Origin of the sequence: Streptomyces sp. NPDC005496 (assembly GCF_042872045.1) — a bacterium.
Lineage (GTDB): Bacteria > Actinomycetota > Actinomycetes > Streptomycetales > Streptomycetaceae > Streptomyces.
Map to the genome: position 1 here is coordinate 194,069 of NZ_JBIAJQ010000001.1, position 22,136 is coordinate 216,204.

At 70.5% G+C, this 22,136-nt stretch carries 31 protein-coding genes and 1 pseudogene; 27 read left to right on the plus strand and 5 right to left on the minus strand.

What is annotated here, in order from left to right; genetic code table 11:
• Window position 1: 1 nt before the first annotated feature.
• Window positions 2–1,045, minus strand: a complete 1,044-nt coding sequence (locus ACFYQQ_RS00870; protein ID WP_388902734.1) for an alpha/beta fold hydrolase — start codon at window positions 1,043–1,045, stop codon at window positions 2–4.
• A 208-nt stretch (window positions 1,046–1,253) separates the two neighbouring features.
• On the opposite strand from ACFYQQ_RS00870, the gene ACFYQQ_RS00875 reads away from it, so the two are divergent.
• Window positions 1,254–1,484 (plus strand): hypothetical protein, encoded by a 231-nt coding sequence (locus ACFYQQ_RS00875; RefSeq protein WP_356166304.1) that lies wholly within the window; start codon window positions 1,254–1,256, stop codon window positions 1,482–1,484.
• Window positions 1,485–1,529: 45 nt separating this feature from the next.
• Here the strand turns inward: ACFYQQ_RS00875 and ACFYQQ_RS00880 are convergent, their stop codons facing one another.
• Together ACFYQQ_RS00880 and ACFYQQ_RS00885 are read right to left on the minus strand one after the other, a co-directional pair.
• The gene (locus ACFYQQ_RS00880) at window positions 1,530–2,222 is read right to left on the minus strand and encodes a 4'-phosphopantetheinyl transferase superfamily protein (protein WP_355780073.1); all 693 of its coding nucleotides are present in this window, start codon (window positions 2,220–2,222) and stop codon (window positions 1,530–1,532) included.
• Window positions 2,170–3,078, minus strand: a complete 909-nt coding sequence (locus tag ACFYQQ_RS00885; protein ID WP_355780076.1) for a metallophosphoesterase — start codon at window positions 3,076–3,078, stop codon at window positions 2,170–2,172. Before ACFYQQ_RS00885 ends, ACFYQQ_RS00880 begins: the two co-directional genes overlap by 53 nt.
• 285 nt (window positions 3,079–3,363) lie before the next feature.
• On the opposite strand from ACFYQQ_RS00885, the gene ACFYQQ_RS00890 reads away from it, so the two are divergent.
• The 3 genes from ACFYQQ_RS00890 to ACFYQQ_RS00900 all read left to right on the plus strand — a co-directional run bounded on the left by ACFYQQ_RS00890 (window position 3,364) and on the right by ACFYQQ_RS00900 (window position 7,924).
• Window positions 3,364–4,512 carry an ATP-grasp domain-containing protein gene (locus ACFYQQ_RS00890; protein WP_355780079.1) on the plus strand — a complete coding sequence of 383 codons (1,149 nt, stop codon included), beginning with the start codon at window positions 3,364–3,366 and terminating at the stop codon, window positions 4,510–4,512.
• A 201-nt stretch (window positions 4,513–4,713) separates the two neighbouring features.
• Window positions 4,714–6,255: a carbohydrate binding domain-containing protein gene (locus tag ACFYQQ_RS00895; protein WP_355780082.1), complete on the plus strand. Its 1,542-nt coding sequence runs from the start codon at window positions 4,714–4,716 to the stop codon at window positions 6,253–6,255.
• A gap of 28 nt (window positions 6,256–6,283) precedes the next feature.
• Window positions 6,284–7,924, plus strand: coding sequence for a recombinase family protein (locus ACFYQQ_RS00900; protein WP_355780086.1), 1,641 nt, complete (start codon window positions 6,284–6,286; stop codon window positions 7,922–7,924).
• Here the strand turns inward: ACFYQQ_RS00900 and ACFYQQ_RS00905 are convergent.
• Window positions 7,851–8,396: a hypothetical protein gene (locus ACFYQQ_RS00905; protein WP_388902740.1), complete on the minus strand. Its 546-nt coding sequence runs from the start codon at window positions 8,394–8,396 to the stop codon at window positions 7,851–7,853. The genes ACFYQQ_RS00900 and ACFYQQ_RS00905 overlap by 74 nt on opposite strands.
• A 12-nt stretch (window positions 8,397–8,408) precedes the next feature.
• Complete coding sequence (locus ACFYQQ_RS00910; protein WP_355780093.1) at window positions 8,409–8,864, minus strand: hypothetical protein; 456 nt, start codon at window positions 8,862–8,864, stop codon at window positions 8,409–8,411.
• A 249-nt stretch (window positions 8,865–9,113) separates the two neighbouring features.
• On the opposite strand from ACFYQQ_RS00910, the gene ACFYQQ_RS00915 reads away from it, so the two are divergent.
• The 23 genes and pseudogenes from ACFYQQ_RS00915 to ACFYQQ_RS01025 all read left to right on the plus strand — a co-directional run bounded on the left by ACFYQQ_RS00915 (window position 9,114) and on the right by ACFYQQ_RS01025 (window position 22,103).
• Window positions 9,114–9,338, plus strand: a complete 225-nt coding sequence (locus tag ACFYQQ_RS00915; RefSeq protein WP_355780096.1) for a helix-turn-helix transcriptional regulator — start codon at window positions 9,114–9,116, stop codon at window positions 9,336–9,338.
• Complete coding sequence (locus ACFYQQ_RS00920; protein ID WP_355780099.1) at window positions 9,335–9,526, plus strand: hypothetical protein; 192 nt, start codon at window positions 9,335–9,337, stop codon at window positions 9,524–9,526. The genes ACFYQQ_RS00915 and ACFYQQ_RS00920 overlap by 4 nt, the downstream gene beginning before the upstream one ends.
• 86 nt (window positions 9,527–9,612) lie before the next feature.
• The gene (locus tag ACFYQQ_RS00925; RefSeq protein WP_355780102.1) at window positions 9,613–9,924 is read left to right on the plus strand and encodes a hypothetical protein; all 312 of its coding nucleotides are present in this window, start codon (window positions 9,613–9,615) and stop codon (window positions 9,922–9,924) included.
• Window positions 9,921–10,559, plus strand: a complete 639-nt coding sequence (locus ACFYQQ_RS00930; RefSeq protein ID WP_355780105.1) for a hypothetical protein — start codon at window positions 9,921–9,923, stop codon at window positions 10,557–10,559. The genes ACFYQQ_RS00925 and ACFYQQ_RS00930 overlap by 4 nt, the downstream gene beginning before the upstream one ends.
• Window positions 10,556–10,783: a hypothetical protein gene (locus ACFYQQ_RS00935; RefSeq protein ID WP_355780108.1), complete on the plus strand. Its 228-nt coding sequence runs from the start codon at window positions 10,556–10,558 to the stop codon at window positions 10,781–10,783. The genes ACFYQQ_RS00930 and ACFYQQ_RS00935 overlap by 4 nt, the downstream gene beginning before the upstream one ends.
• Complete coding sequence (locus ACFYQQ_RS00940; RefSeq protein ID WP_355780112.1) at window positions 10,780–11,157, plus strand: hypothetical protein; 378 nt, start codon at window positions 10,780–10,782, stop codon at window positions 11,155–11,157. The genes ACFYQQ_RS00935 and ACFYQQ_RS00940 overlap by 4 nt, the downstream gene beginning before the upstream one ends.
• Window positions 11,154–11,936, plus strand: coding sequence for a hypothetical protein (locus tag ACFYQQ_RS00945; RefSeq protein ID WP_355780115.1), 783 nt, complete (start codon window positions 11,154–11,156; stop codon window positions 11,934–11,936). Before ACFYQQ_RS00940 ends, ACFYQQ_RS00945 begins: the two co-directional genes overlap by 4 nt.
• A complete protein-coding gene (locus ACFYQQ_RS00950) occupies window positions 11,933–12,499 on the plus strand; it encodes a hypothetical protein (RefSeq protein WP_355780118.1) in 567 nt (188 codons plus the stop codon). Before ACFYQQ_RS00945 ends, ACFYQQ_RS00950 begins: the two co-directional genes overlap by 4 nt.
• Complete coding sequence (locus ACFYQQ_RS00955) at window positions 12,492–12,731, plus strand: hypothetical protein (protein ID WP_355780121.1); 240 nt, start codon at window positions 12,492–12,494, stop codon at window positions 12,729–12,731. The genes ACFYQQ_RS00950 and ACFYQQ_RS00955 overlap by 8 nt, the downstream gene beginning before the upstream one ends.
• Window positions 12,728–13,636, plus strand: coding sequence for a lambda-exonuclease family protein (locus ACFYQQ_RS00960; RefSeq protein WP_355780124.1), 909 nt, complete (start codon window positions 12,728–12,730; stop codon window positions 13,634–13,636). The genes ACFYQQ_RS00955 and ACFYQQ_RS00960 overlap by 4 nt, the downstream gene beginning before the upstream one ends.
• On the plus strand, window positions 13,633–14,523 hold the full coding sequence (locus ACFYQQ_RS00965) for a recombinase RecT (RefSeq protein ID WP_355780128.1): 891 nt from the start codon (window positions 13,633–13,635) through the stop codon (window positions 14,521–14,523). The genes ACFYQQ_RS00960 and ACFYQQ_RS00965 overlap by 4 nt, the downstream gene beginning before the upstream one ends.
• The gene (locus ACFYQQ_RS00970) at window positions 14,520–15,143 is read left to right on the plus strand and encodes a hypothetical protein (protein ID WP_355780131.1); all 624 of its coding nucleotides are present in this window, start codon (window positions 14,520–14,522) and stop codon (window positions 15,141–15,143) included. Before ACFYQQ_RS00965 ends, ACFYQQ_RS00970 begins: the two co-directional genes overlap by 4 nt.
• Window positions 15,143–15,460, plus strand: a complete 318-nt coding sequence (locus ACFYQQ_RS00975; RefSeq protein ID WP_355780134.1) for a hypothetical protein — start codon at window positions 15,143–15,145, stop codon at window positions 15,458–15,460. The genes ACFYQQ_RS00970 and ACFYQQ_RS00975 overlap by 1 nt, the downstream gene beginning before the upstream one ends.
• The gene (locus ACFYQQ_RS00980) at window positions 15,457–15,672 is read left to right on the plus strand and encodes a hypothetical protein (protein WP_355780137.1); all 216 of its coding nucleotides are present in this window, start codon (window positions 15,457–15,459) and stop codon (window positions 15,670–15,672) included. Before ACFYQQ_RS00975 ends, ACFYQQ_RS00980 begins: the two co-directional genes overlap by 4 nt.
• A gap of 2 nt (window positions 15,673–15,674) precedes the next feature.
• Window positions 15,675–16,085: a DUF6205 family protein gene (locus tag ACFYQQ_RS00985; protein ID WP_355780140.1), complete on the plus strand. Its 411-nt coding sequence runs from the start codon at window positions 15,675–15,677 to the stop codon at window positions 16,083–16,085.
• Window positions 16,082–16,705: a hypothetical protein gene (locus ACFYQQ_RS00990; RefSeq protein WP_355780143.1), complete on the plus strand. Its 624-nt coding sequence runs from the start codon at window positions 16,082–16,084 to the stop codon at window positions 16,703–16,705. The genes ACFYQQ_RS00985 and ACFYQQ_RS00990 overlap by 4 nt, the downstream gene beginning before the upstream one ends.
• Complete coding sequence (locus ACFYQQ_RS00995; RefSeq protein ID WP_355780145.1) at window positions 16,702–18,387, plus strand: DNA cytosine methyltransferase; 1,686 nt, start codon at window positions 16,702–16,704, stop codon at window positions 18,385–18,387. Before ACFYQQ_RS00990 ends, ACFYQQ_RS00995 begins: the two co-directional genes overlap by 4 nt.
• Window positions 18,384–18,653 (plus strand): annotated as a pseudogene (locus ACFYQQ_RS01000) (WhiB family transcriptional regulator); the annotation flags it as partial. The gene ACFYQQ_RS00995 and the pseudogene ACFYQQ_RS01000, both read left to right, overlap by 4 nt.
• A gap of 314 nt (window positions 18,654–18,967) precedes the next feature.
• Window positions 18,968–19,228, plus strand: coding sequence for a hypothetical protein (locus ACFYQQ_RS01005; RefSeq protein WP_388902753.1), 261 nt, complete (start codon window positions 18,968–18,970; stop codon window positions 19,226–19,228).
• Window positions 19,225–19,599: a hypothetical protein gene (locus tag ACFYQQ_RS01010; RefSeq protein ID WP_388902755.1), complete on the plus strand. Its 375-nt coding sequence runs from the start codon at window positions 19,225–19,227 to the stop codon at window positions 19,597–19,599. The genes ACFYQQ_RS01005 and ACFYQQ_RS01010 overlap by 4 nt, the downstream gene beginning before the upstream one ends.
• Window positions 19,599–19,898, plus strand: coding sequence for a hypothetical protein (locus tag ACFYQQ_RS01015; protein WP_388902758.1), 300 nt, complete (start codon window positions 19,599–19,601; stop codon window positions 19,896–19,898). Before ACFYQQ_RS01010 ends, ACFYQQ_RS01015 begins: the two co-directional genes overlap by 1 nt.
• A gap of 12 nt (window positions 19,899–19,910) precedes the next feature.
• On the plus strand, window positions 19,911–21,686 hold the full coding sequence (locus ACFYQQ_RS01020; RefSeq protein WP_355784900.1) for an AAA family ATPase: 1,776 nt from the start codon (window positions 19,911–19,913) through the stop codon (window positions 21,684–21,686).
• A 42-nt stretch (window positions 21,687–21,728) separates the two neighbouring features.
• Window positions 21,729–22,103, plus strand: coding sequence for a hypothetical protein (locus tag ACFYQQ_RS01025; protein WP_355784903.1), 375 nt, complete (start codon window positions 21,729–21,731; stop codon window positions 22,101–22,103).
• The last annotated feature ends 33 nt before the right edge of the window (window positions 22,104–22,136 follow it).

Sequence of the window (22,136 nt, forward strand, 5' to 3'; positions counted from 1 at the left end):
TTCAGGTCGCGCTGCGTTCGCTCGCGTCCTTGAGGCCGCGTTCCACCATGCGGTTGCGGGCGGTGTCGGGGTGGCCCGCGGCGGTGCCGGGACGCCCCGCGCGCAGCAGCTCCCGCCAGTGCTCACGGCTCCAGTCGGCCGGGCGGGTCGTGCCGGTGAACTCCTCGACGAGGGCGACGAAGCGGGCCGGATCGCTGTGGAAGGGGAAGTGGCCGGCGCCCTCGAAGATCTCCAGCCGGCTGCCCGGCATCGCCTCGTGCGCGCCGTACGCGTGCCACACCGGCACCACGCTGTCCCGGTCGCCCCACAGCAGCATCGTCGGCATGCCCTCGGTCAGATAGCAGCGGTCGAGCATGGTGACCGCCTGCCCGCGCCAGTCGACCACGGCGCGCAGCGTGCGGATGAAGGCGCTGCGGGAGGTAGCGTCGGGGAGCGCGTCGACGAGCGTCAGCAACTCGGGCGCGTCCTGGCCCAGATCGGTGTCGAGCAGCTTCATCAGCTGTGCGAACAGACCCACTTGGAGCCGCATGCCGGGCAGCCGCAGCGCGGCGAGCGCGAGATGGGCGCCCGGCAGCGAGACCGCCCGCAGCACGGGGTTCACCTCCCGGCCGACCCCGCCCGCGCTGACCAGGATCAGCCGTTCGGTGCGCTCGGGGAACTGGTAGGCGAACTGCATGGCGACCCCGCCGCCCAGCGAGTGCCCCATCAGCGTGGCGGACTCGATGTCGAGGGAGGTGAGCAGATCCCGTACGCCGTTCGCGTAGGCGGCCACCGAGTAGTCGGCCCGCGGCTTGTCCGAGGAGCCGTGGCCCAGCAGGTCGGGTGCGACGACGGTGTGGGTGCGCGCGAGGTCGGGGATCAGCTCCGCCCAGGTCGCCGACGAGTCGCCGATGCCGTGGATCAGGACGAGCGCCGGGCCCTGTCCGGCCATCCGGTAGGCGCGGCGGTAGCCGTGCACGACCTTGTGGCGCAGTCGCAGGTCCGCGTCGCCCACCGAGCGCAGCCGGTGGCTGCGGCGCGGGCGCCGGGGCGGTACGTCGGCCACGGCTCGCCTCCCGTTCTCCGGGGCCGTCCGGCAGGCGGCCCCGAGCTCCGTCCTCCAGCCTAGGGCCCTTGTCCGACAAGGGGTTTCGGGCAGGTTTCACCTCGGCTAAGCGGGCGAACCCCCGCGGACCGAGACGGGATTGTCAGTGGTGGACGGCAAGCTTGAGTCACGTACCGCTTCGACAAGCCGACCCGGGGAGAGCCGTCCGATGCCGACCGCCGTACTGACCGACCACGAGCGTGCCGCCGTGCAGGCCTATCTGCGCCTCCTCCAGACCGTACGCGCCGCGTTCGACGGCCCGTCGAGCGGACGGCGGCCACCCGTGGTGCCGCCGTCCGCGCTCGCCGAGGCGGAGCGCGCGCTGGCGGCGGCCGGACTCGCGGGCAACGAGGAGGAGTTCTTCCGTCTGCTGCACAGCTGGTGCCCGGAGCCCGGCTGAGGACCGGCCCAGCTCAGGAGTCGAGTACCGATACGGCCGGGGACGCTACGGGTGCGGCACGGTGAACGACGTCGCCAGATGGCCCCCCTGGACCGTCCAGCGCCCCTCGAAGGCGCCGACGCGTACACCGCCCACGAGCGGGCCGGGCACGAGGAGTTCGGCGCGCAGACGGCCGGAGCGGGCCTCCGCCACGGGGACGCCCGGATCCGGGCGGATGTCGATGTCCGCCCCGGAGAAGTCCAGCCACCGGCCGGTCAGCGGGAACCACGCCTTGTAGACGGACTCCTTGGCGCTGAACAGCAGGCGGTCCCAGTGGACGGCGGGGCCGGCCGACGCCAGCCGGCTCAGCCGCTCCAGCTCCGCGGGCAGGGCGACGGCGCCGAGGACGCCCTCGGGCAGCTCCAGATGGGGTTCGGCGTCGATGCCGAGGGAGGCCAGGTCGGTGACGCGGACCAGCGCGGCGGCGCAGTAGTCCTCGCAGTGCGTCATGCTGCCGGTGAGTCCTTCCGGCCAGCGGGGGGCTCCGCGCTCGCCGGTCAGGACGGCCTGCGGGGGCACCCCGAGTTTGGCCATGGCTCGGCGGGCGCAGGCGCGTACGGCGGTGAACTCGCGGCGCCGCTTGGGCACCGCGCGCGCTATCAGCGCCTCTTCCCCGGGGTACAGCGCCGTGTGCCCGGACCCGTCGTCACCGTGTGCCTCCACGGCCACGACCGACTCCGGGAGCAGCTCCTCGATCACCTGCTCCGACCTCCATCGGCAGAATGCGGCGGAGCGTGGCCGGGGGTCCCTGGCGCTTGCTCCACTCGCGGGGGTAGCCCACCGACACCTCCTCGAAGCGGACGCCCTGGTGCCAGGTGGTCCGCGGGATGTGCAGGTGGCCGTAGACCATGACGGTCGTGCGGTATCTGTGGTGCCAGTCGGCGGTCAGCCGGGTGCCGCACCACATCGCGAACTCGGGGTAGTGGAGGATGTCGGTCGGGTGCCGGTCCAGCGGGTAGTGGTTGACCAGCACCGTCGGCAGGTCCCCGGGCAGTTCCGCGAGTCTGCGCTCGGTCTCGGCGACGCGGGCCCGGCACCAGGCGTCGGCGCTCGGGTACGGGTCGGGGTGCAGGACGTACTCGTCGGTGCAGACGATGCCGGTCGATTCGGCGTAGGCCATGCCCTCAGCCTTGGTCGCGCAGCCCGGCGGCAGGAACGAGTAGTCGTAGAGCAGGAAGAGCGGCGCGACGACCGCGGGCCCGCCCCGGCCCTCCCAAACCGGGTAGGGGTCCTCGGGGGTGACGACGCCGAGTTCGCGGCAGAGGGCGACGAGGTGCTCGTAGCGGGCCACGCCCCGCAGGGTGACGGTGTCCTTCGGGTGGGTCCACAGCTCGTGGTTGCCAGGGGTCCAGATCACCTTGCGGAAGCGTCCGGCGAGGGTTTCGAGGGCCCAGCGGATGTCGGCCACGGTCTCCGCGACGTCTCCGGCCACCAGCAGCCAGTCGTCGTCGGTGGTGGGGCGCAGTCCGTCGATCAGGGCGCGGTTCTCGCTGTAGCCGACGTGCAGGTCGCTGATGGCCAGCAGGTGCCCCGGACGGCCGTCCGTCGACTCCACACCCGCTCCCTCCGCGAACCGAATGGGAACACAAGAACACACGCTCCCGGGCAGCGACAAGGCGGCTCGACCAGGTCACGAGTGCGGCGCCGGGCGGCTCCGCGCGGGCGCCGGGTCAATCCGTAACACGCCCGTAGCGTCACAAGGGTCGCGCGCCCCCTATGATCGGGCCAACACGGCTGTCACGAACCTTCTTCGGCGTACGGCGGCTCGGTGTACCTCCCTCCCCCCTGGCCGGGCACGGCCTGCTTCGCCGTGCCCGCGAACCGTGAAAAGGTGGCCTGCATGGTCTCTCGCGTACGCGTCTGGCTCAACCGCACGTACGCGGAGAACGTGTTCTTCATGGATCAGCTGCGGTCCAATCCGCACGACCGGCCGGTCGAGATCCATGCCACGCACGGTGACGCCGACTCGCCCGTGCTGGCGGCGGCCGACACCGCGGCCCTGGAACCGCAGGGCCTCTCCCGGGCCGCGTACGTCGAGTACGCGCTGGACCAGTGCGCGCGGCACGGCATCGACGTCTTCGTGCCCGTGCTGCACCAGGCGGCGATCGTGGCGCACCGCGCGGAGTTCGCCGCGCTCGGTACGGCTCTGCTCGCGCCGCCGGGCGAGGCCGTGGCCGTCTTCCACGACAAGGTGACGGCGTACGAGGCGCTGCGGGAGCAGGGCGTGCCGGTGCCGCCGTGGTGCCGGGTGCGGACGGCGGAGGAACTGCTCGCGGCGGTCGAGTCGCTGGAGGCCGACGGCCACGAGGCGTGCTTCAAGCCCGCTTCCGGCGCCGGCGGGGTGGGCTTCCGCAAGATCACGCGCGCGCCTTTCTCACTGACGCACCTCGCGGGGTTCCCCAGCCCGTACGTGCCGCTCGACATGGCCGTGGAGGCGGTACGGCGGGCCGAGGAGCCCGTCGACTGGCTGGTGATGCCGGTCCTGGAGCAGCCAGAGGTGTCCGTGGACTGCCTCACCGGTCCCGACGGCCGGGTGCGGATGGCGGTGGGCCGTACCAAGAACGGCCGGCGTCGCGGCTTCACGCTCCACCCGTCGTGGATCGAGCCGGCGCGGCGCATCGCGGAGGCGTTCGATCTGCACTACCTGACGAACATTCAGTTCCGGATGCTGAGGGACGAGCCCGTCCTGATGGACGTCAACACGCGCCCGGCGGGCGGGCTGCACCAGCTCGCCCTGTGCGGTGTCAACGCGCCTTACGCGGCGGTGCAGTTGGCGCTCGGCGAGGAGCCGGGTGAGTTGGTTCCCGCACGGCTGGGCCAGGACTACACCGTGGTCGCGGGGCCGCGTCCGCTGCGCCCGGTCTCCCTGCCGTCGCAGCGTACGGAGATCCCGGCCACGGCGCTGCCCGCGGTGCCCTCGCCGGCGTCACCGGCGGCCGTCGAGGAAACCACCAGCGGCGTGGCGACGGCGGCCAACGCGCCCGCCTAGCTCACACGGCTTCTCCGCCCTGCCTCGAGAACACCGATTCCCTCCGTTCCGGCCCGCCCTGTGCCGCGTCGGCCGGACACACCGGTCTGGACCAATTCGCACCGAACCCTTGACAGCCGCATTGGTCCATACCAACTTGGTTGCGCACTCCCCTGCACTTCCCTGCACTCCCGAACACCCCCATTTCCCCAGGGAGATCGCGTGCGCATCCACCTGTTCGGACGTTCCAGACGTCGCCTCCTCGCCCTGCTGGGCACCGCCGCCCTGGCCTTCACCGGAGCGGTCGCCCTGCCCGGTACGGCCCAGGCGGCCAACATCCTCACCAACCCCGGCTTCGAGTCGGGCGCTCTCTCCCCCTGGTCCTGCACCGGCAACCTCGGCTCGGTCGTCTCCAGTCCCGTGCACGGCGGCTCCAAGGCCCTTGCCGGGGACGCCAGTTCGAGCGACAACGCCAAGTGCACCCAGAGCGTCTCCGTCCAGCCGAACACCACGTACACCCTCTCGGCCTGGGTGCGCGGCAGCTACGTCTACCTCGGGGTCGACGGCGGCGCCTCGACGTGGACGACCTCCACCTCCGCCTACAGCCAGCTCACCCTGACCTTCACCACCGGAGCCTCGCAGACCAGCGCCAAGGTCTACACCCACGGCTGGTACGGCCAGGGCACCTACTACGCCGACGACGTCAGCCTGGACGGTCCCGGCGGCGGCGGTGGCTCGGACACGCAGGCGCCGACGGCCCCGGCGAGCCTGCGCTCCACCGCGAAGACCTCGTCGAGCGTGTCCCTCGCGTGGAACGCGTCGACGGACAACGTCGGCGTCAGCGGATACGACGTCTACAGCGGCTCGAACCAGGTGCTGACCGTCTCCGGTACGAGCGCCACGGTCAGCGGGCTGTCGCCCAGCACGGCCTACACCTTCACCGTCAAGGCACGCGACGCGGCCGGGAACACCTCGGGCGCCTCCAACGCGGTGAGCGTGACGACCGACGCGGGCGGCGGCGGTGGCACCGGCTTCAAGCAGGCGGCGCCCTACCTCTACCTCGGCTGGGGCGACCCGCCCAGCGCGACGTCCGTGATGAGCTCGACCGGCGTCAAGTGGTACACGATGGCGTTCATGCTCGACCAGGGCGGCTGCAACCCCGCCTGGGACGGCAGCCGACCGCTGACCGGCGGCAACGACCAGAGCGTCATCAACTCCATCCGCTCCGCGGGCGGTGACATCGTCCCCTCCTTCGGCGGCTGGTCGGGCAGCAAGCTCGGCGCCAACTGCTCCTCCGCGAGCGCGCTGGCCGCGGCACTGCAGAAGGTGATCGACGCCTACAGCCTCAAGGCGATCGACATGGACATCGAGAACACCGACGAGTTCGAGAACGCCGCCGTCCAGGACCGCATCCTGACCGCGCTGAAGACCGTCAAGGCCAACAACCCGGGCCTGCGCACGATCGTCACGTTCGGTACGACGACGACCGGTCCCACGTACTGGGGCAACCGGCTCATCGAGCAGGCGCAGGCGCTCAACGCCGGCATCGACGTCTTCACGATCATGCCGTTCGACTTCGGCGGCGGTTCCGACATGTACGGCAACACGGTCGGCGCCACCGAGGGCCTGAAGACCAAGCTCAAGTCGACCTTCGGGTGGGACGACGCCACGGCGTACTCCCACATCGGCATCTCGGGCATGAACGGCCTGAGCGACCAGCAGGAGAACACGACTCCGGCGATCTGGACCCACAAATCTGTTTAGGGATGCTGTAGTTCGCTAGCATTCCCCCATGCCCTACGCGCCCGAATACCTGCACCTCGTCCTCCCGAACACCCGGTTCGAGGCGATGCTGTACGGCCGCAACTCGGATGACGCTATCGGCTCCGGAAGCAGTGTCGACGACCAACTCGTCAACGGCCGAGCCCTGTGCGCCCGATACGACTGGCCCATCGGCCGCGAGTTCAAAGACACGGACATCTCCGCCAGCCGCCACAGCCGCAAGTCCCGCGACGACTTCGAAGCGCTGATCCACACCCTGACCACCGAGCCCGCGCCGCCCGGCGTCACCCGCATCGTGGTCGCCTTCGAAGCCTCCCGCTACTACCGCGACCTTGAGGCCTACGTCCGCCTCCGCGCCGCATGCATCGCGTCCAACACCCTGCTCTGCTACAACGGCCAGGTCTACGACCTCTCCCGCAGGGACGACCGCAAGGCCACCGCGCAGCACGCCATCGACGCCGAGGACGAAGCCGAAGGCATCCGCGACCGGAACCTCCGCACCACCGGATTGCAGGCGCAGGCCGGCATGCCGCACGGGAAGCTCCTCTTCGGCTACGTCCGCACGTACCAGACCGTCGCCGGACGCAAGCGCTGCACCGGACAGATGGAGGACCCCGACCGCGGGAAGTGCGTCCTCCAGGCGATGCAGCGCATCGACAACCGCCACTCCCTGCGCGCCGTCACACGCTGGCTCAACTCAGTGCCGGAGGCGGCCCGCCCAGACGGCAAGCCCTGGACCGAGGCGTACGCCCGGTCGATGCTCCTCAACCGCGCCTACCTCGGTGAACGCATCCACAAGGGCACCTACGTGAAAGCCGTGTGGGCGCCGATCAAGGGGCTGGAAACACCCGACGGACGCGCCATGTTCAACCGCGTCACCGCGCTCCTCACCAGCCCGACCCGGCTGATGCAGCGCGGATCCGAGGTCGCACACCTGCTGTCCTACCTCGCCCTGTGCGGCGAGTGCGGGGACCACGCCGTCCTGCGCTGGCTCACCGGCACCGGCCAGAGGAAGCCCACACTGTGCTGCTCAGAGAAGAACGACACGAGCATCGCGGAGGCCCGGCTGGACGCCTACGTCGAGGAGGCGATCCTCGCGTGGTTCAGCAACACAGAGGAGGCGCGGGCCGCGCTGGTGCCGGCGGACGACAAGGTGAAGGAGGCGGCAGCATCCGCGCAGCGGCTGGTCACCGCGTACGAGGAGCAGCTGCGGGAAGCACGCGCTCTGGCCGAAACTTTTGACGAGACCACGGGCCGCTTCAAGCTGTCGGCCCAGTCGCTGGCGGCGATGGAGGCCAAGCTGGTGCCGAAGCTGGAGGCCGCGCAGAAGACGCTGCAGACGTCCACGGGCCTGTCGCCGCTGCTGCTGCGCCTGCTGGAGTCCGACGACCCGGGCCTGGTGTGGGACGGCCGGCCGGAGTCGGAGGGGCAGCCAATGGTGCGGGGCCTCACGCTGGATCAGAAGCGTGAGGTGATCCGGTCGGTCGTGACGGTGCGCCTCTTCAAGGCGAAGGCGTCGGGGCGCCGTCCGCTGGACGAGGGCAGGATCCGGCTGTCGTTCTTCGGCGAGCCCGCGTTCAGGGACCGACGACTCCGTGTTCCCGCGAGCGTTCCCGCTGCTGGTGCGGCAGGCTCTGCGGGAACTGGATGAGCTTGGCGCTGGCCACCTGCGTCGGGTCGAGCTTCTTCCCGACGATCAGCCGGACCGCGACTTCCATCGCTTCCGCCATGTACTCGCCGCGCTTCGCCTCGAACTCGGTGGTCAGCGCTGCACGCTCGGCCGTGAGACGGACCGCGAGGGCATGATGCTCGGCGGCCACGTCCTGGCGCAGACGGCCCTGCTCGTTCTCCAGGGCCGCCTGCGCTGCTACGTACCGGCTCCGCTCGACTTCAGCCGCGCGCTGCGTGGCACCGAGGATCCGGCGCTCGTCGCGGGTGTCGAGGATCCATTTCCGGATGAACACCAGCGCGCACACGGTGAGTGTGACCAACGTGAGGCACGTTCCGGCCACAACGTGTGCGAGGTTGCCGCGGTAGGCGCCGTACGCCACGACCGAAAGCCCGGCGAGCATTCCCGCGCCGGCCGCCACGATCGTGGCTCGTGCACTGCCTTCGAGCTCCATACAACCCCCGCTTCACATCTGTGCCGCTGTTCCTCCGTGGTCGTCGTCAGCGGCGTGATCGGAGGCGTCGTCTTGTAGACGCTTGAGACGCTCGATGGTTGCGTAGAAAAGCTCGCGTCCTACCTCGTCCCGAATGCCCAGCCGATCGGCTGCTTCTTCCACGGTGAGGGACGAGCCTACCTGCGATCGGTCAGTTTCGGACAGTGACTGAAGCGACTGATGCGATAGAACGCCACCCTCCACAAGGAGAGTTGCGAGGTCGAGGCCAGTGGCGGAGGCAATTGCCTCGTAGAAGCGCGCCTCAGGAAGGGCACTTCCTTGCCAGAGGCGCGTGACGCTGCTGTCCGTCATGCCGGTGTCTCGCGCGAAGCGGGCCTTGGCGCCGTGGCCGACGTAGCCGGCGCGTACGGCGGCTGGCACGACGATTGCGGCGAATCGCTGTGCGCGTGTGGGGGTGGCATCGGTCATGTCCCAAAACTTTACCTCCCTAGTTAGGGAGTAGCCAGAAGTTCCCTCGCGCGCAAGGGTCACGATCAGGCCACTGACCTGCGTTAACACTGGTCACTCCGGCACTCGAACGTGCGTACGACACAAAAATCACTCCTCCCTAGCCCGCAAGCTCCCTTGCGCGGGAGGGATGTTCGTGGCAGGGTCTCCCTCGTGAGCAAGGAACCCCCTGCTACCAGCACCCCAGCGAGCGAAGAGAGGAGTGACTACGTGTTCCGCCTCGACATCAAGAAGCTGCTCAACATCACCAGCTCCCACGGCGACCGCACCGGATACAAGATCTACCGGCGCACCGGGATCCCCGAATCGTCCGTGTACCGGTACCTCAGCGGCGAAGCCCAGCCTGACCTGAACTCGGCCATGCGACTCGCCGAGGCATATGACGTTGACCTGCGCGAGGTCATCAAGCGCGTGCCCGTCGAGGCCGTCGCATGACCCGCGAGGAGCGCCTCGCCATCCTCGGCCCGGCCACCGTCGCCGCGATCCACGCCCGCGTCGCCCTGGCCCCACCGCCGACCCCCGAACTGGTCGAGCACCTCCGCCGAATCATGACCAACCCCGGCGGCGAAGTTCCCCAGCCCCGGCCGGCGGACACCACGCGGCCCGCGGCTGACGCTGCCTGACCCATCACATGCCGAGAGGCCGTCCCGACTGCCAGGCCCGGACGACCCCACGACCGGCAACCCCACCACACAGAAGCGAGGTCCCCGTGACCAACAACCCTACCCAGATCAGCGCGGCCACCGCGCTGGTGCAACTCCTCACCGAGTTCCCCGAACTCCCCACCGCAAGCTGGACCATCGGCTCGGTCATCCCTGACCTGCACGGCAGCGTCTACGAGGGCGCGGACGCGCTGGCCGCGTACACCGCGGTGCTCGGCGGCAGCGTCCGGCCGGCGGACGACACGTTCATGCTGCGGGGGAAGCGGGTGCGGCGCCACGTCCTGAGCGCGGTGTGGCGTGACGTTCCGGTCGAGGTCGCGGCGCTGCTGCCGGTGGCCGCTGAGGCGGTGGCGGCATGAGCGCCCCGGTGACGCGTGACCCGCTGGTCGTGAACACGCAGGACGGTGCCGTGTGGATGCGGCGCGCGGTGACCCGTGAGGGCCGTGGCCTGTACGCGGTGGCGGATGCTCCGGCGTGCTGCCCGGAGTATGTGATGGCGACGATGGCGGAGTTGGCGGAGCACGGGTTGGCGTCGATGTCGGATGCCCTGCCGGTGCCGGTCGGCCCGGAGCGGCTTACCCCGCAGGAGCGGGACATGATCCTCGGTCTGATCGGGGACGTGAAGCCCGCCCGGTCGTCGCTGCTGGTGTCGTTCGGCGAGTCCGTGCGCAACCGGCGTGAGCACGAGCACCCGCAGTGGGAGGACTTCTACTGCCTCAACCTCTCGTCGTACATGGGCGAGCGGTCGGGGCCGGTGCTCCGTCGCCTGGTCGACGTCGAGGCCGAGAACGAGCGGCTGCGGGTTCGGGTCGCCGAGCTGGAGCAGCAGTTGGCTGATGCCCCGGTCGCGGTGACGCTCACGGCGGAGGCGCCGGACGCGCTGACGCGGACGTTCGCGCCGACGCAGATCCTCCGCGAGGACCCCCACGACGGACCGCTCGTACACCGCTACCAGGTAGGCCGGGACCTGCCCGAGACGGGCGGTGCCCGATGAGCTGCACGGCCTCCGCCCGCGACGTCACCGCTGCCGTGTTCCTCGCAGTCGGCCTCTTCGGCGCCTCGCTGGTCCCGTTCTTCCTTCTCGTCAACGCCGAGCACCTGCTCCCGCGCGCCGTCCGCCAGGCCCCGGCCGCCGGCCGTGCCTTCGCCGAGCGGGCCGCGCTGACGGCCGCCGCACTCCTCCTCATCCTCACCGCCCCGACGGGAGCCACCCGATGAACCGCTACCCCATTGACGGCCCTCTGCCGCTCACCCTCCGCGTCACCTCGGACGGCGCCGACCTCGACGTCTCCACGTTCCTCGTCCGGGCCGTGTTCACGGAGCTGTTCCAGCAGGCGGCCGAGGATCCGACCGGGTTCGGTGAGGAGTTCGCCGCGATGTACGAGCTGTCGCAGTCGGCGATCCACCAGGGCCGCGACTCGCACGCTCGGCACGAGTTCGACGAGCGCATGGACCAGCTGCTGAAGGAGTACGCGAACGAGGGCCGGATTCCTCTGTACGCGTCGGGGCTGGGGCAGTTGCGGGACGCGGCAGGGGAGATCACGGCGCCGCGTCAGATCCCGGGAGCGCGTGAGGGCGGTGCCGCCGCATGAGCACCGACCGCATCATCGAGCGGCTGCAAGCCGCCTGGCGAGAGCCTGACGCTGGACGGCGCCGCTTCGGCTCCAGTGCATCGCCCTTCCGCCCCATCGCCGGAAGCGACCAGGACCAGACAACCCCCGACGGAGTCGCCAACCCCCTGTGGGAGGCGGTCCGGTGGATGCCCGCCGAGCCGTACTGGAACACCGCGACGGAGCTTCAGCCGACCTTCGCCTCCGGGGCGTTCGGCAGGTCTACGTTCCTCGAACTCGAACAGGTCGGCGCCTCCCGCGAGCACCTGGCCACCACCTACGCGTGGTCGATCGTCTCACCCGGCGACGTCGACTGGATGGTGCAGCAGCTCGCCGGCCGCGCCGTCGTCGAGATCGGCGCGGGGACCGGCTACTGGGCCTGGCAGTTGGAGCAGGCCGGCGTCGATGTCGCCGCCTACGACCCGCACCCGCCGGCCGACGACAACTCGTACTGCAAGGCCGGTCCGTACACGACGGTCCTCCAGGACGACGCGACCGCGGTGAAGCACCACCAGGACCGCGCCCTGCTGATGGTGTGGCCGCCCTACGGTGGCGCCCACGCCGGGCACGCCCTGTCCCTGTACGAGGGTGACCTCCTCATCTACGCAGGCGAGGGGCACGGCGGCTGCACTGCCGACGACACCTTCTACGAGCTGCTCGACGCCGAGTGGGACGAGGCGTCGGTCGCGCCGCGGCATGTGTCGTGGTGGGGCATTCACTGCCGCCTCGCTGCCTACCAGCGCAAGGGCGGTGGCCAGTGAACGCCGACCAGCGCGCCGAGTACATCGTGCAGTGCGTCCGCGAGTCCGGGTCCATGTACGAGGACGACGCCCGGAAGTTCCTCGCCGAGCACGACGCACATGTCCGCGCCGAGGTGCTGGACGAGCAGGAGCCCGGGGATCAGGAGACCCTCGGTGAAGCCGCGCAGATGTACCGCATGCTGCGTGACGCGATCGTGGCGACTATGCCGGACCCGAACGAATGGGACGGCGACGGCGACGAGGGCTCCATCCTCGCCAACTACGTGGTCTGGCTGGCCAAGCAGCACCAGGAGCAGGCCCCCGTCCCTGCGCCGACGGGCGCTCCCGACTTCCTCCAGGTCGGCCGCACGTACCGGAGCCCCCACAGCGGATACACCGCACCCGAGCTCATCACCACCTTCCGCGTCGAGCACGTCACCCGACACCCGGACCGCGGCCACCTTCGCGCCATCGGCTGGGCCCGCACCGGTGAGCCGGGCGCGGGCTGGCACGGCGACTTCCTCGACGAACAGGACATCGACGGCTGGACCGAGGCCAACGAGGGCGAGGCCGCTGATGCCTGAGCTGATCACCCGCCGCGGCTACCTCGCCAACGCCATACAGGCCGACGGACGCCCCCTCACCACCCAGCACGCGGTCCGCATCCTCAAGCGCAGCCCGTGGCCCACCGCCGGCCGGAACACGGTCCGCAAGGACCTCCGGAACCTCGCCGCGCGGGGCCTGCTCGTCGCGGTCATCGACGACAAGGGCCGCCGCACGTACTACCTGAACAGCACGGAGGGCACCACCTCATGACGACCACCGCGCAGGCCGGGGCGCACGCCGCCCCGGCCGCCGGCCCGACCGTCCTCGGATGGTTCGAACCCGGCACCGACCAGTGGCACGCCGCCCGCGCCCACGGCATCGGCGGCAGCGAGATCGCCGCAGTCGTCGGCCTCTCCCCCTACGAGTCCCGGTTCTCCCTCTGGCACCGCAAGAAGGGCCTCATCGGGCCCGTCGAAGAGTCCGAGGAAATGTACTGGGGCAAAGAGCACGAGCCCGCAATCTGCCGACGCTTCGCCCGCGAGCACCCCGAACTCGACGTCACCCCGGCACCCACCTACTGCCACCCCGACCGGCCCTGGCAGGTCGCCAACCCCGACCGGCACGCCGGACCGGACCTCTTCGAAGCGAAGACCGCACGGGACGACACCGGCTGGGGCAAGGAAGGCACGTCGGAGATCCCCGTCCACTACCGGGCGCAGTGCCTGCACTACATGGACGTCACCAGCGCCCGCCGCTGCTGGGTTGGTGTCCTCATCGCCGGGTCGGAGTACCGCGAGTACGCCGTCGACTACGACGCGGACGAGGCCCGCATCCTCCGCGAGGCCGGCGCCCGCTTCATGGACGACCTGGCCCACGACGTCCGTCCGGACATCGACGGTCACTCCGCGACCTATCAGGCGATCCGTGAGATCCCCGACGGGCTGGACCCGGTCGACGTCGAGATCGACACCGTGCTGCGGGACCGCTTCTACGCCGCGCAGGACACCTTCTGGGCGGCCGAGGACGAACTCACCACGTGCAAGGGCCTGCTCCTCGACGCGATCGGTACCGGCCAGCGCGCCGTATGCGAACGCGCCCGAGTTGCCACCCGCACGGTCCGCAACGGGTCCACCTACTCCCTGATGCCTGCACGCACCCGAAGGAACGCCGCATGAGCGACAACGTGTCCACCGCCATCGCCACCCGCGACACCGGCCCGGCCGCCATGGTCGAGCAGTACCGCGAGGAGTACGCCGCCCTCGTCCCCTCCCACATCAACGCCGACCAGTGGATCCGCCTCGCCGTCGGCGCCATCCGCGGCAACCAGATGCTGGAGCGGGCCGCGAAGACCGACCCCGGCGTGTTCCTGCGGGAGCTGAAGACCGCCGCCCGCCTCGGCCTGGAGCCCGGGACCGAGCAGTTCTACCTCACCCCGCGGAAGTCGAAGGACCATAACTGGAACTTCATCATCAAGGGGATCGTCGGCTACCAGGGCATCGTCGAACTGATCTACCGGGCCGGTGCGGTGTCCTCCGTCGTCGTCGAGACCGTCCGTAAGAACGACTCCTTCCGGTACGTCATCGGCCGCGACGAGCGCCCGGTCCACGACGTCGACTGGTTCGGCGGCGAGCGCGGCGACCTGGTCGGTGTGTACGCCTACGCGGTCATGAAGGACGGCGCCACCTCCAAGGTCGTCATCCTCAACCGGCAGCAGGTCATGGACGCCAAGGCCAAGTCCGACAGCGCGTCGGGCAAGGGCGCGGACTACTCGCCGTGGAACACGAACGAGGAGGCGATGTGGCTGAAGACGGCCGCCCGTCGGCTCGCGAAGTGGGTGCCGACGTCGGCGGAGTACATGCGCGAGCAGTTGCGGGCGCAGGCCGAGGTGGCCGGGACTCCGACGGGATTCGCTCCGCAGTTGCCGCAGCCGGCGGCTGGGCTGCCCGAGGAGGGTGACGACGGGATCACGGAAGAGGGCCCGATCGAGGCGGAGTTCGTCGACGACGAGCCGTCCGGCGGCTGGCCGGCAGCCGCTGCTCCCGGATCGGGGGCCCGCGCATGAGCACCCCGATCGCGTTTGTCGACACCGAAACGACCCACCTGGACGCCGAGATCGGTGAGGCGTGGGAGGTGGCCGTCATCCTCCGCGAGGACGACGACCCAGCCACGGACACCGAGTACGTGTGGCAGTTCTCCATCAACCTGGAGACCGCCGACCCCGAGTCCCTGCGCATCGGCGGCTTCCACGAGCGCCGCCAGCTGGCCGTCGGCGCCGACCTGGCCGCGTTCACCGGCAGCACCCCGGCTGTCCTGATGAGCCGAGCCGAGGCGGTCGACGCCATCCTCAACATCCTCCGGGGCGCGGTCCTGGTCGGCTCGAACCCGGGGTTCGACGACCGGTTCCTCCGGAAGCTTCTCGGCCCCGGCAGCGCGCAGTGGCATTACCGGCCCGTCTGCATCGCGACGCTCGCCGCCGGCCAGAGGCTCGGCATGGCCAAGCTGGCCCGCCTTGCGGGGGCGAAGCCGCTGCCGTCGGACGAGGTGCGGTTCCCGTTCTCCTCGCGGGATCTGTCCCGGTGGACGGGTGTGGAGCCGCCGGGGCCCGGGGTCGCTCACACGGCGCTCGGTGACGCGCGCTGGGCCCGCGACGTCTTCGACGCTCTCCGGGGCGGTGAGGCGTGATGTTCGGACTCGTCTTCCGCCGCACCCACCTCGCCGAGCTGGCCGCCGCCCACGCCGAGACCAACCGCCTCCGCGCCGAGCGTAACCAGGCCGTCGAAGAACGCGAGGCATTCAAGGCCGCAAGCATCACCGCCGCCCGCCAGCTCTCGAAGGCGGACGCGCTGAAGGGCGAGCCCCGCATCGAGGGCGGCCTGCCCCGCCGTACCCCGCTTACAAAGCTCCTGCGGGAGTCACGCGCGCACGCCGCGGCCCTGGAGCAGCGGCTGGCCGAGGTGACCGCGGCGAACCAGCGCTGCACCTGCGGAGGTGCGTCGTGACGAGCCCGCTGCGGGTCCTCCGCCAGATCGTCGCCCCCGCCGGCCGCCACCGGCCCGGCGCCACCCAGCCCACCCCGCTGCTCCGCCCCGACGACCTCGTCGCCAACAAGGCCGCGTACTGCCCCGCCGAGCAGCGCACCACCTTCCACGGCATGCACCGCGACGGCTCCCGCCACTGCTGGACCTGCCGCACGAACACCCCGGGGGAATGACCATGGGATACATCACGCACGTGACCGGCGAGTTCTCCATCGAACCGCCCCTCACCTGGAACGAGATCAAGAACAGCCCGTTCGACAAAGCCGGGCGCGAAGGCCTCTGGTACGCACCGGAGATCGACCTCGGTCTGCGCGTCGCCGAGGACAGTGTCGACACCGACGAGGGCCCGCTGCTCCGGCGCACCGGCGCAGCGCTGGTAATGCCGTACATCGACGAGTACCGCGCTCGCCACCTTGTCGAGCAGGTCCAGCGCTGCATCGACCTCTTCCCCGGCCACACGTTCAGCGGCCGCCTGGAGTGCGAGGGCGAGGAGAACAAGGACCTGTGGCGGGTCGTCGTCCGCGACGGCCGGGCCGTGAAGGTCACGCCTCGCATCATCTGGCCGGACGAGGACGGTGGCCAGTGAGTACCGCACCCACCCTCTTCACCCCCGAGGCGCCGGCCGCCACCCCGGCGGCCGGGCCCCGGCCCCTCGTCATCGGCATCGACGCCAGCCTCAACAGCCTCGGTATCGCTGGCGCCGACTGGGCCGACGCCATCCGCCACCCCGGACTCACCGGCCACGCCCGCATCGACTACCTCCGCCGCGAAGTCGCCGACCGCACCAAGGCCGCCGACCTCGTCGTCATCGAGGACATCGCCCGCGGCGCCAAGGGCTCCGCCGTCCACCAACTCGCCGGCCTCTGGTGGGTCCTCACCACCGAACTCCACCGCCGCAGCATCCCCTTCGCCGTCGTCAACCCGCAGTCCCGCTACACCTACGCCACCGGCAAGGCCAACCCTGGACGCGAGCACCCGCGCGACAAGCGCGCCCGGATCTGCAAGGGCATGGTCTGCTCCTTCGTCGTCGAACAGCTCGGCATCTGGTGCGAGGGACCGGGCAAGTACGACGCCGCCGACGCAGCCGTGTTCGCGGCGATGGGCCTGGACTGGCTGGGCTACCCGCTGGTCGACCTCCCGCAGCAGCAGCGGCGGGCCCTGGAGGGCGTGCAGTGGCCCACGACCACCGTGGCGGTGGCCCGATGAGCAAGACGATCACCCGCACGGCCACACACCGGCCGGCCTTCCGCCGTCGCCGCTTCCGCCACGACGAGTACGTCGCCGTCGACCTGTTCTCCGGCTTCGGCGGCCTCACCGAAGGCATCAAGCGCGCCGGATTCACCACGATCATGGCCGCCAACCACAACGAGTACAAAGTCCAGGTCCACGAGGCGAACCACCCGGAAGCCGAGCACTGGATCGCCGACCTCGTCGACCCCGAGGCCGCCGACTACCACTCCGCCCGCGACCTCCCCGCAGCCGACCTCCTCGTCGCCGGAGTCTCCTGCGTCAACCACTCCTTCGCCAACACCAAGCGGGCCTACGCACACGGCCTGACCCTCTTCGGAATGGACGACCCCGACTACGAGGACAGGGTCACCCGCTCCGAACGAGACCGGGCCACCGCCAACTGCGTCCTGCACTACGCGCAGACCCACCGGCCGCGCATGATCCTCGTCGAGTGCACGACCGAACTCCAGTCGTGGGGACCGCTCCTGCCGGGCAGCAAGAAGATCGGCGACGGATCCACCTACCGGTGGTGGCTCAAGCAGTTCGACCTGCTCGACTACAACCACACGGTCCTGTTCCTCAACAGCCAGTTCTTCGGCGTCCCCCAGTCTCGGAACCGCGGCTACTGGGCGTTCGTCCACAAGTCACTGCCCATGCCCGACCTGGAGCACCGGCCAGTGTCCCGCTGCGGGAGCTGCGACCGGGACGTCGAAGCAGTGTGGACGTGGCGCACCGGGATCCCGCCGACCGGGAAGGTCGCCTACGGCGAGCAGTACGAGTACCGCTGCCCCTCCTGCCGGACCCGCGTCGAGCCGCCGGCCACTCCGTCCATTGCCGCACTCGACCTGACGGACCTCGGTACCCGCATCGGCGACCGGCCCGTGAAGGAGTTCAAGGACGGGCACCGCGGCCCGTTCGCCGCGTCCACGACCGCCCGCATCGAACGGTGCCGCCAGAAGTTCGCCGACTTCCCCGCGATCCTCATGCCCGCCAAGGGCGTTCACGGTTCCGAGCGGCTCCTCCTGCAACCGCTGGCGACACAGACCAGCCAGCAGGAGGCCGCCCTCCTGTCGACCGGACAGGGCCTGTGGGACGAGGCAGCGCTCTCGGTGGCCGTCGACAACTACCAGGGCGCACCACGCGGCCCGGCCGAGCCTCTGCCCACCCAGGTCGGGTCCGAGACTCTCGCCGTCGTCTCCTCCGGCGTCATCCCGTACCGGAAACACACCGTGCCAGCCGTGTACAGCGAGCCGATGTCCACGTTCACCGCCGAGCAGATTCCCGGGCTGCTCACCGCGGCCGGCTGGTTCAAGCAGAACGGAACGAGCCCCGGACACGGGACGGCGCCGCACCCGGTCACCGACCCGCTGGGCACGCTCACCGCCCACGACACGACGGCGCTTCTCACCGCGAACTGGGGTCCCGCACTGTCGCAGGTGCCGTTCAACGAGTGCTTCTACCGGATGATGGCCGCCCACGAGATCGGCCGCGGCTGCGGCTTCGACGTGAACTTCGGCGACTACACCGGGACCTTCCGGGTGTGGGGCACCGCTCGTGACCAGGTCGACGGGTTCGGGAACGCTGTCTCCCCGCAGGTCGGCACCTGGATCGGCACCCGGCTGCGGGCCGTCCTCCACGGGGCGGAGGTCGCAGCATGAGCCCCGTCCGCAACCCCCTCAGCGCCAAACGCACCGCCGACTGGCGCGACGAGGCCGCCTGCCGCACCGAAGACCCCGCCCTGTTCTTCCCCGTCGGCGACTCCGGCCCCCACCTCGTCACCATCGAGCAGGCCAAGGCCATCTGCCGCAACTGCCCCTCGGCAACGCCCTGCCTCACCTGGGCGCTCACCAACTCCATCGACGACGGAGTGTGGGGCGGCCTCACCTGGCGAGAGCGCGCCGCGCTCCGCCGCACCGCCACCCGCCGCAACCTCAGCCACGAGGAAGTCCTACGGCGCCGCGAGCAGGCCCAGCGCGCCACGCAGGTCCGCCAAGGGACAAGCCTCCGCTCCATCTTCGACGCCAACACCGAGCCCCTGCCCGGCGGTCACCTCGCATGGACCGGCAGCCGAAAGATCCACTACGGCGGCGAAGTCTTCACGATCAAGCAGGTCGCCTACCTCGTCGGGAAAGGCCGCCAGCCCAGCGGGCAGATCCGATCGACCTGCGGCATCAGCGAATGCGTCCTCGCCGACCACATCGCCGACACCGCGGACCGCGCCAGCCTCAAGGCCACCGGATGAACGGCCCCCTGGCGGTCGCTGACGCCCTGTTCGTCGACCTCGGCGACGGCCGCGAGATCAAGGAAGGCGCGCGCGCCGGCCAGATCACGTACAAGCGCCAGCCCCGCGCCCGCTACGAGTGCCTGCGCTGCGGCTACCACGCGCCGCCCGTCACCGGCGCCCCGGCTGTCCGCGACTTCGTGACCAACGAACCCCGAGACCACCGGGCGTCCTGCCCGGCCATCACCACCCACCAGCAAGGAGCACACGCCGCATGACTACCGCAGACATCAAGTTCGACAGCAAGGTCCTCGAAGACGTCAAGGAAGCCCTCGCCGACCACGCCGCCGACATGTTCCGCCAGCGCAAGGGCCGGTGGATGGCCGTCGTCGAGCTCGCCCACGTCGAGCGCGTCGAGCCCGGCCCGGAAGAGGACAAGTTCCCCACCGTCAAGCTCCGCATCGTCGGCATCGAAGTCGCCGACGGCGAGTACGACGACGAACGGCTCCGCGAACTCCAGCGCGGCCTGTACCGGCTCCGCACCAAGGGCGGCACCCTCGACGGCGAACTCGACCCCGACGTACAGAACGCCCGCGACGTCCTGCGCCACGGCTCCGGCATCCTGACCGGCTCGACGGCGGGCGCCTGATGGCCGGCCGCACGCGGGGCGGCGACTTCCCCCGCTGCCCCGCGTGCGGCACCCCCGTCCACAAGGAACTGGTGGGCCTCCGGGCCGCGCTCAACGTCACCGCGGACCTCACCCCGCTCACCCCCGCAGAGCAGGCAGCGGTACGCGAACCCAACCGCCTCATCTGGTGCCTGCGCACCAACAGCCTCGGCCACCGCCGCCTCACCTGGATGGAGCCCTGGCACCCGCCCGACTGCACCCGAGGCGACCACGTCACCGAACACCGCTGCCCGCCCGCCGAACCCACCACGCTCTTCTGAGGAGAACCGCCCGTGGACAACGTCCGCCACATGCCGCGCGACCAGGCGGACCAGGACGGCCTCAACCGCACATCCCCCCACGACGCGGAGGCCGAGAACTGGGTCGCCGGCGTCATCATGCACAGCCGCACCGCCTACCTGGAGTGCGCCGAGGTCATCGAGCGCGACGACATCTACCAGCCCGCCATCCGGCTCATCTGGGACGTCGTCGGTGGCATGGTCGCCGAACAGAAGCAGCTCCATCCCATCACCGTCCGCGCCGAGATCGAGAAGCAGAAGCAGCTCCGCACCGTCGACGACGGCCGCCTCCTCGACCGCCTCGGCGCCGAGACGATCAGCCCCACCATGGCGCAGGCCTTCGCCGAGCGGATCGCCGACGTGGCGAAGATCCGCCGCCACGACGAGCACGCCAACCGGGTCAAGGCGCAGATCCAGCTCGGCGCGACCGCCGAAGAACTCGACAAGCTCGACGACGACCACCGCCAGTACGAGCAGCGGCGCGCCGCCACCGGCCACGGCCCCTCCCACCTGACCTCCGCGTTCCTCGACTGGAACCCGTTCTTCGCCACCGACTTCAGCAGCGTCGAGCTGCTGCCCGGCAAGCTCATGGCGCCCGGCCAGCAGATCACCATCGTCGGCGACGGCAAGGCCGGCAAGTCCCTGTTCGTGCAGGAGTGGCTGTGGCGCATGGCCACCGGCCAGGCATTCCTCGGCGACCGCCCTCAGGCCCCCATCCCGCTGCTGTACGTCGACGCGGAGAACGGCCACGAGGACATTCAGGGCCGCTTCGTGTCCTACGGCGCCGGGCCCGGCCGCATGGGCCTGATGACCTACGCCAGCTTCCCTCCGATCCGGCCCCTCGACACCGCGGGCGGCGGTGCCGACCTCCTCGCCATGGTCAAGGAGTGCGAGGCCCAACTCGTCTGCCTCGACACCGTGTCCCGGTTCATCTCCGGCCCCGAGAACGACGCCGACACCTGGCTCAGCCTGTACCGGCACACCCTGCTGCCGTTGAAGCGCGCCGGCATCGCCTCCGTCCGCCTCGACCACATGGGCAAGGACGGCGACCGCGGCGCCCGCGGCAGCTCGGCCAAGACCCAGGACGTCGATCACGTATGGGAGTTGCGGGCCCAGGGCGGCGGCATCGTCACCCTCAAGCGCACCCACACCCGTACCGGCATCGGCCCCGACGCGTTCGTGCTGCTGCGCCAGGCCCGCAAGGACGGCGACCGCTACCTGCCCGGGCAGACCCGCCACGTACTCCACGAGTACGAGCACCTGGAGCCCGCCGAGGGCACCGTCGAATGGCTCATCGGTCAGCTCGACCGCCTCGGCCTGCCCGACGACGTCGGGAACCCGCGCACGAAGTCTGCTCTCGCGTCGGCCGGGATCCCCGCCCGGAAGGACAAGATCGAGGCCGCCGTCCGCGCGCGGAAGAACCGGGCAAATCGGGTTCCCCAAGAGGTTCCCCCGACGCTCCCCGAAACAGGTTCCCCGGGGGAATCCCCAAACGATCAAGGGGGAACCGCAAAACCCCAGGTCAAACATTCCCCGGGAACCCCGGGGGAACCCACGGGGAACCCAGGTTCCCCCTCCTTCCCCCCACCGAAGGTGGGGGAAGGGGGGATGGGCACCCCCGGCCCCACAGCCACACACACCACAACGGCAGCCCTCTGCACCGTCTGTGAAGAGCCCCTCACCGGCTTCCGACTCGACCGCGGATACGACACCCACCTCAGCTGCGACCCCACCACCGGCAGCCACCCCACCGCACCCGACGCCGCCTAACCCCGCACACACGCCCACCCACACACACCGAAAGGCACGCCCATGACAGACCACGCCCACCTCCAAGCCGCCGCCCAACGCGCCCTCGAAGCCCTCGGCGACCTCATCCTCAACAGCCGGGACCCAGGCGTCGAAGCCCTCGGGGCCCAGTACGAACTGAGGCAGGCACTCCTCGGCACCACACCCGAGATCCCCACCCGCCGCGAATGGCAAATCCAGTCACTCCGCCACAGCGGCATCTGGACCGGCTGGAGCGTCCCGACCGACGACGCCGAACACGCACGCCGGGACTATGCCGAGACCGTCGCCACACACGGCCAGCAGCGCGCACACCGCCTCATCTGCGGCACCACCACCCACGTCATCGAGGCACACGACGAGCCGGACCCCGACGACAGCGACGACGACACCGCCTGACCGCGCGCACTCGGTTACAGCGCCCACCACGCG